Below are 12625 nucleotides of genomic sequence, written 5' to 3'. Positions count from 1 at the left end.
CTTTGGCTGGTGTCTCTGTGGGGTTAGGCACTGGAGTGCTCTCGGATTCAGCGTTGGTTGGCGTTGCTACAATAGCTGTTGGCAGGGCATTAGCTGGAGTCTCTGTGGGTTTAACAACTGACGTATCCTCCGACTCTACTGGTTTAAATGCCATTTCTAGTGTAGTCAGGAATGCATCTATTATACGATTTGCGGGGTAATGACTCTTGCTGGCGGCTTTTATGACCTCATGTGGTGAACTGTATGGTTTAACTATTTTATCATCTTTTTCAGGTATAACTTCAGCCTTATCTTTTTCTTTTGGTGCGAATTTGTCAGTATTACTGGTCAGGTACCAATTTTTGTTACGGGCCGCCTCACCACGACCTAGCTTATATTCATAAGCACCGGCGGTAATACGGCCAACTTGTTTAAAGTCTCCATTAGATTGACCTTTAACCTCAATTAATAGAATACCTAAATCAGTTTGCGCACCTTCCCCCATTAAATCAATGACTCGCACGTTAGTGTGACCCGATGTATTGCCTTCAACCAGCATAGAGTCAGTCTCGGAATTATCCCCTGCTAACTTACTATAAAAAGTCAATTCACCACCGCTGCTGTGATAATCTCCGTTAATGGTCAGTTTGTTACCTATCCGGTGATGGCCGAATAATTTACTACTAAGATTGAGCTGGCTATTTTTTGAAGTATAAAGTCCATCAACACGAGAATCTCTAGTTATATTCCATATGCTTTTCTCATTGAGATCCATACGACCACCGTTAACACTGGTCTCGAGTAAACTATTAGATAATACGAGTTCAGCACCTGCCTGACCTATAATTGGGCTAGAAGAAAAGTTTGTTTCTGATATTTGTAATGTACCTGCTTGTATATTGGTTAGACCTGTATATATATATTCTGCACCTTGTAATGTGAGTGTTTCTTCAGGACTGTCTATGGTTAATGAACCATCGCCGTCCATATATGAATATACTGCTATTTCGCCACTAGTGCCTTCGAAAATAATATCGCCATTATTCGTAATGCTATAGTTATTGCCTTTTAATACTGAACCGGGCAAAAATACAGTTTTGCCATTTAGTATTACATCACTCATTTGTAACTCTAAGGTACCTTCAACTGTGGTGTCTGATAGCGTTGGGTTGTCTTCCCCTTTAACGACTAATTCTCCTCCTTTTTTTATATGCGTTTTTTCCATAATTGCATTACGATTGAGATCGACTTTGCCATGCATTCCAACAGTGGTATTTGTGACTTTCTTGGTTGTGGATATATCCATTTTTATCGTTGTTTCAGAGCTTACTGGTTGCTGCTTATTTTCCTCTTCAGTTAAACCGACAAAAGTCTTTGAAGCAGTGGCATTGCCTGTTACCGACATAGTACCCTTGCGAATTGTAGTGGTATCAGCGTGACTTTCGTTCTCTAATGCAAAAAATGACCACTGATTATCGGTATCAACTAGAGTATTGACCGCTTGGGCGTTACCAATGAGCGTTAATGAACCTGAGTCATTGAGGACAGCATTCTCCGCTTTTTGCGTTACTCGTATTTTATACTTATTCACTACTCCCTCATGAGTGGGAGATATGTCTGCATTTACATTTGTAGATGTACTCCCTAATTTATTTTCAGATTTATTTTTGACTGTTTCTATGGCGCTAACCTCTGGTTTAGCAGTAAACAATATATTAGAGAATACAGCCTGGCCGAGTTGATCAATCTCAGTAAAAACATCATTTACTTCTGCGGACATTGTATCTTCAACAACTTTATTTGAAGTCGTTACATTTTCATCTTTTGTCGATTTCTTACGTTGTTCTTCCTTATCCGGGAATTGTTTATTATTTAACTTATCAATGTTTTGTTGCAAAGCCTTTATTTGTGCCATTCTTATAATTTCTGCGTCGACTCTTTCTTTCACTGCTGGCTGGGCCATGAGTAAATTAGTGAAAAGTAATGGCACTATTTCCGACCGAGTAGCAGTTGCAATCGTTCTGTTTCTTCTTGTTTGTATATCCGCTCGTTCTTCTGTTGTATATTTTATAAATTCTGGTATGTCTGCTGCTATTTCAACCACTTCGATAACGTTCATTACGATATCGGTAATTTCACGATACGGTAATTTAGATTCAGATGGTGTGGGCTTTGTTGATGGGGACAATGGTTGTGGCTTATATGTATCATCCTCGGTCAGCAGACGGGGATTTCGAGATTCGATTAACTGTTGTAGTTGCCGCTCATGAGCATCATGTTGCACTATCTGCCTCTCCAGATACTTCTTCTTATCTTCCAGGTTGCTCACTTCTTGGATGGAAAGTGGTTTAATATCAGTATATAAGTTCTTGTATTGATCAAGTTTTGTCATTACCTCCCTAAGATCGATTCTCAGATGCAGGGAGTGACTTTGCATTTCACGTATCCGCTGCTGTAGCCTGTGGTCTTCTGTATTTTCAATTCCCTGTATATGTGTTTTTTTTACAGCATCAACATTGGCCCACGCGGCGGTGCTGTTCAGAATAAGCAACAAGGCACCGATGGCCTTGGCGCATGGAGATAGGCGATGATTTGAAGATATCTTCCGGGTAAGGGTATGACCACCCGGCTGAGTAATATTTGATATATACATTATTGATTTACCTTCCTGGTAATTAATATTAAAACTTTATGAATGACGAAAAATATAACGGTTAGTCCGAAAGTTTATTTTTGATATAAAAATAATTTCAGGTGCAATTAAATGATTTATTATTTAATTGGTTTTATGAATGACTCATCATATATAATTAATAACCTATTGAGATTCGTCTGACGGGAAATTCTATGTTGATCCAACAGAATTTGAATCAATTGATAATGAATTAGCATGAAAACAAGGTTTTGTAATGATTGGTGTCGGGGTAAAATACACGCTTCATTAAGCATTTTTGAGGCGTTTGTTAACCTGATTTCCCAGCCATGCCCTAGTTATCTCCCCCTTTTAGCCGGCCTTGGTTTCGATAAAACAGCATTTAAGCAAAAAAACATTTTACTGATCGCCCGTTTTAGGGGATAAACAGCCCAAATTTATTATTCAGGAGCGGTGATGAGCCAACTCTTACTGGGAACGCAGAGCCTTGAGCTGGAGCGTTTTCCCCCACAGGAAAATTCCACGACCCTACAGGCGTGGGAAGCAGCAGATGAATATCTGCTACAAAACATTGACTTAAGCCAGATTGATGGCCGCCCGGTGCTGGTGTTTAACGATCAATTTGGCACGCTGGCTTGTGCATTACACGCCCATCGCCCGTTCAGTGTCAGTGACTCTTATATGAGCCAACTGGCGACGACGCATAATTTGGGTTTAAACCATCTGGATGAAGACGCGGTAACGTTATTGAGCTGCATGGATGCCTTGCCGCAAGCACCTAAGCTGGTGGTGATTAAGATCCCTAAAGCATTAGCGTTGCTCGAGCATCAATTACATGCCCTGCGTCGTGTGGTTGCGCCAGATACGGTGATTATCGCCGGTGCGAAATCGCGCGATGTTCATAATTCCACCCTACAATTATTTGAAAAAATTCTCGGGCCGACAAAAACCACGCTGGCGTGGAAGAAAGCGCGCTTGATCCACTGTGAAGTGGCGGATATCCCTTTGACTGATGCGCCGGAAACGGTCGACTGGCCACTGGCTAATACCGAGTATGTTATCCATAACCACGCTAATGTATTTTCCCGCAATAATCTGGATATCGGCGCGCGCTTCTTTATGGAGATCCTGCCGTATGATGTGAGCGGTAAGATAGCGGATCTGGGCTGCGGTAACGGGGTTGTCGGGTTAATTGCGCTAGAGCAAAACCCATTGGCAGATATGCTGTTTGTCGATGAATCCTACATGGCAGTGGCTTCGAGCGAGCTGAATATCACTTATAACCGCCCACAAGACTTGTCACGCTGTGAATTCATGGTGAGTCATGGTTTGGCGGGGGTCGAACGTGAGAGCCTGCAATTGGTGCTATGCAACCCTCCGTTCCATCAGCAGCACGCGGTTAGCGACCATGTAGCATGGCAGATGTTCTGTGATGCCAAGCGCTGCCTGAAGACCGGTGGCGAGCTGATGATTGTCGGGAACCGCCATCTGGATTACTTCCACAAACTTAAACGTTTGTTCGGTAACTGCGAAACGCTGGATTCAAACCAGAAGTTTATGGTGCTGAAAGCGGTGAAAACGGCCTCATCTCGCTCTGAGGGCGGTGGTAGTGGTAGCCTGGATATGTCATACAGTGACTTTTAATCGTAGTCTGACAGGGGGCTTCCACCCCCTGCCAGACTGCTGACAAAGCCAAATGAAGGGGAAACGTGCCGTCGGAGTGCCCCGAGGTGCGGTCAACCCTTCACTCACTAAGCTATAAGTCACTTTGCCGTTAACCGCACACCCTATTTTCTTATTTCTACTTATATTGCCAGCGCCAGACGTGTCCCTTGATCAATCGCTCGACGGGCATCCAGCTCGACCGCCACATCTGCGCCGCCAATTAAATGTACGGTTTTACCCATCTCCAGCAGTGGCTGATGCAATTCTCTGCGCGGTTCCTGACCGGCGCAAATAATAATGGTATCGACTGGCAGGCAACTGTGTTGATCGGCACGGGTGATATGTAAACCTTCATCATCAATTGCCTCATAGCTGACACTGTTGAGCATTTTTACGCCGCGCATGGCCAGACTGGTGCGGTGGATCCAGCCAGTGGTTTTACCTAAGCCTTCGCCGACCTTGCTGGGTTTTCGTTGTAACAAGAAGATCTGCCGTGGGGATGAGTGTACTTTAGCGCCTTCCGGTGCCAGCCCGCCACGGTGTTCCAGCGCTTGATCGATGCCCCATTCGCTGCTGAAGGCTTCGCTGTTAAGGCTGCTGGACTCACCCGACTGACTGAGGTATTCGGCGGTATCGAAACCAATCCCGCCCGCCCCGATAATTGCCACACGGTCACCGACCGGTTTTTTATCGCGCAGCACATCCAGATAAGTCAGTACCTTAGGATGGTCAATACCGCTGATATCCGGTAAGCGTGGCTGGATGCCACAAGCGAGGATCACCTCATCAAACGCAGCCAGTTGTTCCGCTTGCACCCGCGTATTCAGGTGTTGTTCCACGCCGTGCAACACTAACTGGCGGCGGAAATAGCGCAGTGTCTCGTAGAACTCTTCTTTGCCAGGGATCTGTTTGGCGATATTAAACTGACCGCCGATATCGGCGGCGGCCTCAAAGAGCGTGACCTGATGCCCGCGGCTGGCGGCAGTGACGGCAAACGCTAACCCAGCAGGGCCGGAGCCTACGACTGCCAGTTGTTTCGGGGTCTTAGTGGCGACTATTGGCATTTCGGTTTCACGGCAGGCACGCGGATTAACCAAGCATGAGGTCAGTTTGCCATCAAAAATTTGGTCCAGACAAGCTTGATTACAACCAATACAAGTATTAATTTCATCAGCTCTATTCTGTGCCGCTTTTTGTACAAAAGCCGCATCAGCGAGAAATGGGCGTGCCATCGATACCATATCGGCGCAGCCGTCTGCTAATACTTGTTCGGCCACTGTGGGATCATTGATGCGGTTAGTGGTGATCAGAGGGATGGTCACTTTCCCCATCAACTTGCGGGTGACCCAGCTAAACCCAGCCCGTGGTACCATAGTGGCAATGGTCGGAATGCGCGCTTCATGCCAGCCGATACCGGTATTGATCAGCGTGGCTCCTGCCTGTTCAATGGCTTGCGCCAACTGCACAATCTCTTCCCAACTGGAGCCTTCCTCCACCAGATCAAGCATCGATAGGCGGTAAATCAGGATGAAATCAGGCCCGGTCGCCTGCCGTACTGCCCGCACAATTTCTACCGCGAAACGCATTCGGTGAGTGAAATCGCCCCCCCATTCATCATCGCGCTGATTGGTTCGTGCGGTTAAGAACTGATTAATCAAATACCCCTCAGAACCCATCACCTCAACACCATCATAACCGGCTTGTTTCGCGAGCTGTGCGCAGTGAGCGAAGTCAGCAATGGTTTGTAGCACTTCATCACCGCTCAGCGCTTGCGGTGTAAAAGGGTTGATCGGCGCTTGCAATGCAGAAGGGGCTACGGGGTGTTTCTGATAGCTGTAGCGGCCTGCATGGAGAATTTGCAATGCGATTTTACCGCCAGCCTGATGAACTGCATCGGTTACAATTTGATGATGCGGGAGTTGCGCTACGTCATTTAACACGGAGGCACCCTGATACACCACGCCTTTGCTATTGGGGGCAATTCCACCGGTGACAATCAGGCCGGCCCCCCCCGTTGCTCGTTCAGCATAGAAAGCGGCCAGACGTTGTGGGCCATCGGGTAACTCTTCCAGTCCGGTATGCATCGAACCCATTAATACGCGGTTTTTCAGTGTAGTAAAACCAAGATCAAGGGGAGTGAGCAGGTGAGGGTAAGCTAACATTGCAGTCTCCATCGGGTGTACTTCTGGCGGCATGACACCACATAAATCAGTGCCATGCCGCCAAACCGTTATTGTTATTTCTCCGCCGCCACCACTGAGCTGGGTAAGTGGTCGGATGAGATTTTTATTCAAATTTAGACGTTGCTGTACAACTTGGGAAATCGTTGTGTGCTGATTGTGATAGCCGTCATGAATATGGCATGGAGGAATAGGTTGTGGGCAATAGCGAAGGGATCTACTGTGATGCACGCATTCCCTTCGCTTATTAAAGTAAGGTAATTGAATCAGTCACCGAATGCCCACCGGTGGGGTTCAGCGCAGCACTGCTAACCGATAGCAGCGTAGGGGTCAGGCGTTGCGTTTATACAAGCCTGCAACCATAAAGCAGCTAAATGAACTGAACAGCATTTCAATCCCGACCAAGGTGGTTACCATCGTGATTGACATCAATGGCCCTGCGCTAACCAACAAATAGGTGATCACCAAATCCAGCACTCCAAGCAAGATTTGCAGCCATGCACCTGGCATCCCCCATATTTTAAAGCCAGTAATCAGCCGGATGACTCCACCAAAGGCAAACAGAACTGCCAGGACTATCGCCAGACTTATCATCCCTACCGCAGGGTTGGTGATAAATACATAACCCATCACGATATAGGCCACACCCAGCAAAATACCGGTCACCATTGGCCATATGTCGTGGGAACGGCGGTTAGTCACCATACCGACGACCAGCGCGATACCACTAAGCAGCAATAGTGCACCGATGATTTTACTCAGCACGACGCCGGATGCTAATGGGTTAATAAGGCAGAAAATCCCACCTAACAGCAGTAGAGCTGCAATGGTTCGCATGATCAGTCGTTGCTTTTTTAACGCACTTTCATCAAGGTTCATCAGGTATTTCTGATTTATATTCAGCATGATTGTTACTCCTGTATTATCTGAACTCAGCTATCAATAACTATTATGAGTATAGTTTGAACAACATAGTTATAAATAAAATTTATGATATTCAAATGATTACATCATGGAATTTTTCCTGTACGCCAGCCGTAAAAATAACACTCGAAAGGCGTTTATAACCGGTAAATAGGGTTAATAGCTCAAATCACCGCCACTGGGGCCAAGTCAGACGGATTACGTGATAAATATGCCCCTGTGATCGGAGGGAAGTAAGCTGAGGATGAAATCGTCTGTAACGGGGACTGATGAGAGTAACTCGCATTATAGTGAGTTTTTTGTTGCCCTTAAGATTTATGCTAAAGTCAGGTTAATTATGATGGATACATACAAATGAAAGGGAATTTAAAAAATGCAGATCTGTAGGATGGATTATAATCGCTTGACCAATGACGGCGCAAAAGCAACGTTTCATTATTATGGGTTAGGAACTTTTGACGTGTTTTCTGGTGACCGGCCTTATAGCAATATGCCGGAATGTTCAGATATTCCGCATTCCGCATTACCCCCCGGACAATATTGGATTGTAGATCGTCCTGTTGGTAGTTTAGGTAATCAAGTACGTAACACCGGTCTGGATTTGTGGAACGGTACCAACCATGATGAGTGGTTTGGCCTATTTAGCCACGAGACAATGAACGATAATTTATATGTTAACGGCGTGAAGCGAGGCCAGTTTCGGTTGCATCCGCTACGGCCTGATGGCAGTGGAACCTCTTGGGGATGTATTACGTTCTTTCAGGTTAGCGATTTTGCAGTTGTCAGGGACAGGATACTTAAGGCTAAAAGATTTAGTGTGCCCGGCGGCGCAGGGCTTATGGCTTACGGGCGGGTGGACGTCACAGGGAGCAGAAACTTTGCGCAATGTAAGCTCCGTTAAAAAAATACTGCTGTTCATTACCTGTTTTGTGAGCAGCTTTTTTATATTTAAGCATACTGACCAAGTTAAAAACCTCATCTATTCATTTTCGCTAGTCGTTGATAACTATATCGGTGGGGCTGACAGTGAAGGAAGCTGGAATGAACTTATTTTGGTTTTAATATTTCTACTTGCGATTTCAACTGGGCTATATGTTGTGTTATCACGGTTACTATTCAGTCCAAAAGCATAAGAGTGCCTTACAGGCGCATATGTTGAATATGTAGTCTACGCTAGCCCACCTCGCGGGCTTTTTTACACCCATCTAAAAGCACTGCCAGTAGCCCGACACGCTACGCAATAAACCCATCATTACACCGCAATACCCGAAATGGATCACGCCAGCCACGCCCCGCACACGTAGCGGAACATGCCACGGAAGAAACGTAATCATGACGGAAACTATGAAAGTCTAGCCGTTACCTGAGTGAACAAACGAAAGAACGTTATCACCAGTGCACAAATATAAACTGTAGTTGCACCTTTGCTACTCATGAAACGGTTGATCGGATAATTGTTAAACCGGGGAAAACAAAACCAGCGCCGCCCCATCCGAGTCGTAATAATCAAGCCGTGTTTTGGTATTAAAAGAAGCCTGCGCAAGCGGTTTTTTTCGCCCCAACTAAACGATCACCAAAATATCCAGTGGCATTTTAACTAGAAAAAAAGCCAACTCGAAATTCAGTGCGCCACTACAATGCCAGTTCGGGCAACGGATAACGGTTACTAGAGTGACAGGATTCTATGAAAGCTATCAAGTAATCTTAAATAAAATTGAATTTAAAGAGTCAGGTTAGATTTTGCTGATCGTGAGAAATTGAGCGTGAAATGTGTATCCAACCATCTTTGTTGCTTTATTATCAAACAAAACGTGTTCATTTTAACTGTATTATTGGTTTGTTAATCTAAATCAATAAGGATTTCTACTGATAGCTAAATACTCTCCATTTCAAAAGGAGAGATAAAATAATGATTTCAGCTAAGAAATGTTCAATATCTGTTTTGGCACTAGCGTTAGTTTTATTTTCAGTCCCTACCCTCGCCAAAGTAGCTAATTTATCTGATGACAATGTTAAACAGATGGTTATCAACGAGTCTATAGAATCATATCCGGGTAACTGCCCATGCCCTTTTAACTCAGCTAAAAATGGAAGTAGTTGTGGGAAACGTAGCGCGTGGAGCCGAGCTGGTGGCTATTCACCTATCTGCTATAAGAAAGAAGTTACAAAGGAAATGGTTACAGAATGGCGCGAGTCTAATAAAGCTTAATGTATAAAATTTTTTAGTGCATGAACTACGGACAAGCCCGCAATATTGCGGGTTTTTTATTACTGATAAATCCCTATCAATTTATGGGTTGATAACCAAAGAACAAATAAATCCGCGTAAATAATGTACAACAATTATCAAGGGGATCATGATGAATCTGGAATGTGTACCGATATCAATATATTGCAAAGAGATTGAAGAATCTATTGAAGCGGTTAACAAGCGAGCCCAGCGCGGAGTCTGGAAAGAAGGTGTTCAGGTTCTAAAAATAGAAGGTGTCAAGGAACGCTGGATTGATCTGGTTGAAGCCGCTAAGTGGGCGAGAAGTAGCAAAATTTGATTATGAAATTTGTTTGCTGCTGTTTATCTTCGTTCATGAACATGTGTAGTCATTTTAATAAAAAAGGCGCTAACCAACTAAGGATAGCGTCTTTTTAAACAACAAATTAACTGACTAGTGTCAGTTCATGCCGTAACCTTTGAGGTTGGCCCAGCTTTCGCTGGGCCGGGCAAAACACGCTATTAGCGGCGAAGAAGATAAACAAAGGCAAAAGAACCTAGCAAAGCAACAATCGGACTAAGTCCTCCAGTCACTAATGCAGTGAACAAGCCGGTTATTACCAACACGCGCACTGACAGCAGGTCTGAGCCCTTTATAGATTCAGTCATAAGACCCCCATAAAGGTTCCTACCGTCTGCATGATGAGATGGGAGTAGGAATTACAGACCCGTGGCACTTTCATCTTTAAAAGCAGTTACTCCGGCTGCCACGACCCAACTGCACGTTTAGGCTTTCGCCAAACCGTTACCTAGTATTACCTATGGCGGGTATCCCATAAGTATCCCAGAAATAATAAAGGAGTTACGCTATTGACGTAACTCCTTGTTTTATTTGGTGGCCCCTACTGGACTTGAACCAGTGACCAAGCGATTATGAGTCGCGTGCTCTAACCAACTGAGCTAAGGGGCCAAACTTGGACGCTGATTATACGGTAGTTTTTATCCTGCGGTCTAGGGCTGATAAATCAGATGGGTGTTTTCTGTGCAAATTTAAGGTTTTTTAAGTATATAGTAGAAAATAGTCAGTTAATATTGGTATCAGAGTCTGAGCGGAAGGCAAAAAAAACCCCGGTATGCCGAGGTTTTGTGTGTGCTTATTGCTGCAACTGACAATTAATCGTCGAGGAAGCTGCGCAGCACTTCAGAACGGCTTGGGTGGCGCAGTTTACGTAATGCTTTCGCTTCGATCTGACGAATACGCTCACGGGTGACGTCGAACTGCTTACCCACTTCTTCCAGAGTGTGGTCAGTGTTCATATCAATACCGAAACGCATACGCAGAACTTTCGCTTCACGCGCGGTCAGGCCAGCCAACACGTCGTGAGTCGCAGAACGCAGGCTCTCAGAGGTAGCAGAGTCCAGCGGCAGCTCCAGCGTGGTATCTTCGATGAAATCGCCCAGATGTGAATCTTCATCATCACCGATCGGCGTCTCCATTGAGATAGGCTCTTTGGCGATCTTCAGCACTTTACGAATCTTGTCTTCCGGCATCAACATGCGTTCAGCCAGCTCTTCCGGCGTTGGTTCACGGCCCATTTCTTGCAGCATCTGGCGTGAGATACGGTTGAGTTTGTTAATTGTCTCAATCATATGCACCGGAATACGGATGGTACGTGCCTGGTCCGCGATAGAGCGGGTGATCGCCTGACGAATCCACCACGTTGCATAAGTTGAGAACTTATAACCACGGCGGTATTCAAATTTATCTACTGCTTTCATCAAACCGATATTACCTTCCTGAATCAAATCAAGGAATTGCAAACCTCGGTTAGTGTATTTTTTCGCAATAGAGATAACCAGACGCAGGTTAGCCTCAACCATCTCTTTCTTGGCACGACGCGCTTTCGCTTCACCGATAGACATACGGCGGTTGATGTCTTTTACCTGCTCGATGGTCAGACCGGTTTCTTCTTCGATCTGGCGCAGTTTCTGCAAGCTACGTTGTACATCATCCGACACATCTTTCAGCTTTTCTGACCACGGTTTACCCATCGCGATCGCTGCTGCGAACCAGGTATCACTGGTTTCATTGCTGGCGAACAGGGTAACGAAGTTTTTCTTCGGCATTTTACACTGCTCAACACACAGCTTCATGATGATACGTTCTTGCGTACGAACGCGATCCATCATGGCACGCATGTTATTGACCAGATAGTCGAACTGCTTCGGTACCAGACGGAACTGCTTGAACACCTCAGAAAGATTCAGAATCTCTGCTGCAGCACTGGCGTGGCTGCGGCCATTTTTCTTGATTGCCATGCGTGTGTTTTCATACTGGTCACGCAATTCACTGAATTTTTGACGTGCCAGCTCAGGATCGATGCTGTTGTCGTCTTCTTCTTCTTCTTCGTCTTCTTCTTTGTCGTCTTCATCCATTTCTTCAGTGGATAATTCAGAACCAACGTGAGTCGCTGTCGGCGCAATATCTTCTTCGGCATTGGGATCGACAAAGCCATTGATCAGGTCAGATAAACGGGCTTCACCCGCTTCGACGCGATCATATTGTTCCAACAGATAAGTAATGGCTTCAGGGTATTCAGCAACAGAGCACTGAACCTGGTTGATACCCTCTTCGATACGTTTGGCGATATCAATCTCGCCTTCACGCGTCAATAGCTCAACGGTGCCCATTTCGCGCATGTACATACGCACCGGGTCGGTTGTACGCCCGATTTCGGATTCAACACTGGACAACACCTGTGCCGCAGCTTCAGCCGCGTCATCGTCGGTATCCGTGGTATTCTCGGCCAGCATCAAATCATCGGCATCAGGCGCTTCTTCCAGCACCTGTATGCCCATGTCATTAATCATCTGGATGATGTCTTCGATCTGATCGGAATCGACGATATCTTCCGGCAGATGGTCATTGACCTCAGCATAGGTCAGATAGCCTTGCTCCTTACCACGGGTGACAAGTAGCTTTAGCTGTGACTGCGGGTTTTGCTCCATAAGACG

9 protein-coding genes and 1 tRNA gene are annotated in these 12625 nt (G+C 45.5%); 5 read left to right on the top strand and 5 right to left on the bottom strand.

Features of this window, described 5'->3' with window-relative positions:
* Positions 1 to 2632: autotransporter outer membrane beta-barrel domain-containing protein (locus tag YALDO0001_RS19750; RefSeq protein WP_050773552.1), on the bottom strand; the 2632-nt coding region annotated here is incomplete at its 3' end.
* A 456-nt stretch (positions 2633 to 3088) separates the two neighbouring features.
* Between YALDO0001_RS19750 and rlmG the strand changes: the two genes are divergently transcribed.
* On the top strand, positions 3089 to 4276 hold the full coding sequence (gene rlmG / locus YALDO0001_RS15585) for a 23S rRNA (guanine(1835)-N(2))-methyltransferase RlmG (protein ID WP_042840246.1): 1188 nt from the start codon (positions 3089 to 3091) through the stop codon (positions 4274 to 4276).
* Between the two features lie 161 nt (positions 4277 to 4437).
* On the opposite strand, the gene YALDO0001_RS15580 is transcribed toward rlmG, so the two are convergent.
* Together YALDO0001_RS15580 and YALDO0001_RS15575 are read right to left on the bottom strand one after the other, a co-directional pair.
* Positions 4438 to 6459 carry an NADPH-dependent 2,4-dienoyl-CoA reductase gene (locus YALDO0001_RS15580; RefSeq protein ID WP_042840245.1) on the bottom strand — a complete coding sequence of 674 codons (2022 nt, stop codon included), beginning with the start codon at positions 6457 to 6459 and terminating at the stop codon, positions 4438 to 4440.
* Between the two features lie 348 nt (positions 6460 to 6807).
* The gene (locus YALDO0001_RS15575; protein ID WP_004704488.1) at positions 6808 to 7383 is read right to left on the bottom strand and encodes an HdeD family acid-resistance protein; all 576 of its coding nucleotides are present in this window, start codon (positions 7381 to 7383) and stop codon (positions 6808 to 6810) included.
* Between the two features lie 406 nt (positions 7384 to 7789).
* Here YALDO0001_RS15575 and YALDO0001_RS15570 point away from each other — a divergent pair, with 406 nt between their 5' ends.
* The 4 genes from YALDO0001_RS15570 (at position 7790) to YALDO0001_RS15560 (ending at position 9950) form a co-directional block, all read left to right on the top strand.
* The gene (locus YALDO0001_RS15570; protein ID WP_004704487.1) at positions 7790 to 8302 is read left to right on the top strand and encodes a DUF2778 domain-containing protein; all 513 of its coding nucleotides are present in this window, start codon (positions 7790 to 7792) and stop codon (positions 8300 to 8302) included.
* A 462-nt stretch (positions 8303 to 8764) separates the two neighbouring features.
* Positions 8765 to 8929, top strand: a complete 165-nt coding sequence (locus YALDO0001_RS20345; protein ID WP_071986418.1) for an ogr/Delta-like zinc finger family protein — start codon at positions 8765 to 8767, stop codon at positions 8927 to 8929.
* A gap of 384 nt (positions 8930 to 9313) precedes the next feature.
* On the top strand, positions 9314 to 9610 hold the full coding sequence (locus tag YALDO0001_RS20340; RefSeq protein WP_186367084.1) for a hypothetical protein: 297 nt from the start codon (positions 9314 to 9316) through the stop codon (positions 9608 to 9610).
* Positions 9611 to 9758: 148 nt separating this feature from the next.
* Positions 9759 to 9950 carry a hypothetical protein gene (locus YALDO0001_RS15560; protein WP_004704486.1) on the top strand — a complete coding sequence of 64 codons (192 nt, stop codon included), beginning with the start codon at positions 9759 to 9761 and terminating at the stop codon, positions 9948 to 9950.
* A 553-nt stretch (positions 9951 to 10503) separates the two neighbouring features.
* On the opposite strand, the gene YALDO0001_RS15555 is transcribed toward YALDO0001_RS15560, so the two are convergent.
* Positions 10504 to 10580: transfer RNA gene (locus tag YALDO0001_RS15555), tRNA-Ile, on the bottom strand.
* Positions 10581 to 10783: 203 nt separating this feature from the next.
* Complete coding sequence (gene rpoD, locus YALDO0001_RS15550; protein ID WP_004704485.1) at positions 10784 to 12619, bottom strand: RNA polymerase sigma factor RpoD; 1836 nt, start codon at positions 12617 to 12619, stop codon at positions 10784 to 10786.
* Between the last annotated feature and the right edge of the window lie 6 nt (positions 12620 to 12625).

This window comes from Yersinia aldovae ATCC 35236 (assembly GCF_000173735.1).
In the GTDB taxonomy this organism is placed as follows: domain Bacteria; phylum Pseudomonadota; class Gammaproteobacteria; order Enterobacterales; family Enterobacteriaceae; genus Yersinia; species Yersinia aldovae.
Note: the sequence above shows the minus strand (reverse complement) of the source record. Positions and strands in the feature narration are given on the sequence as shown.

Coding starts and splice junctions, on each gene's coding strand:
- rlmG (WP_042840246.1), top strand. CDS start 3,089: ATGAGCCAACTCTTACTGGGAACGCAGAGCCTTGAGCTGGAGCGTTTT.
- YALDO0001_RS15580 (WP_042840245.1), bottom strand. CDS start 6,459: ATGTTAGCTTACCCTCACCTGCTCACTCCCCTTGATCTTGGTTTTACT.
- YALDO0001_RS15575 (WP_004704488.1), bottom strand. CDS start 7,383: ATGCTGAATATAAATCAGAAATACCTGATGAACCTTGATGAAAGTGCG.
- YALDO0001_RS15570 (WP_004704487.1), top strand. CDS start 7,790: ATGGATTATAATCGCTTGACCAATGACGGCGCAAAAGCAACGTTTCAT.
- YALDO0001_RS15560 (WP_004704486.1), top strand. CDS start 9,759: ATGATGAATCTGGAATGTGTACCGATATCAATATATTGCAAAGAGATT.
- rpoD (WP_004704485.1), bottom strand. CDS start 12,619: ATGGAGCAAAACCCGCAGTCACAGCTAAAGCTACTTGTCACCCGTGGT.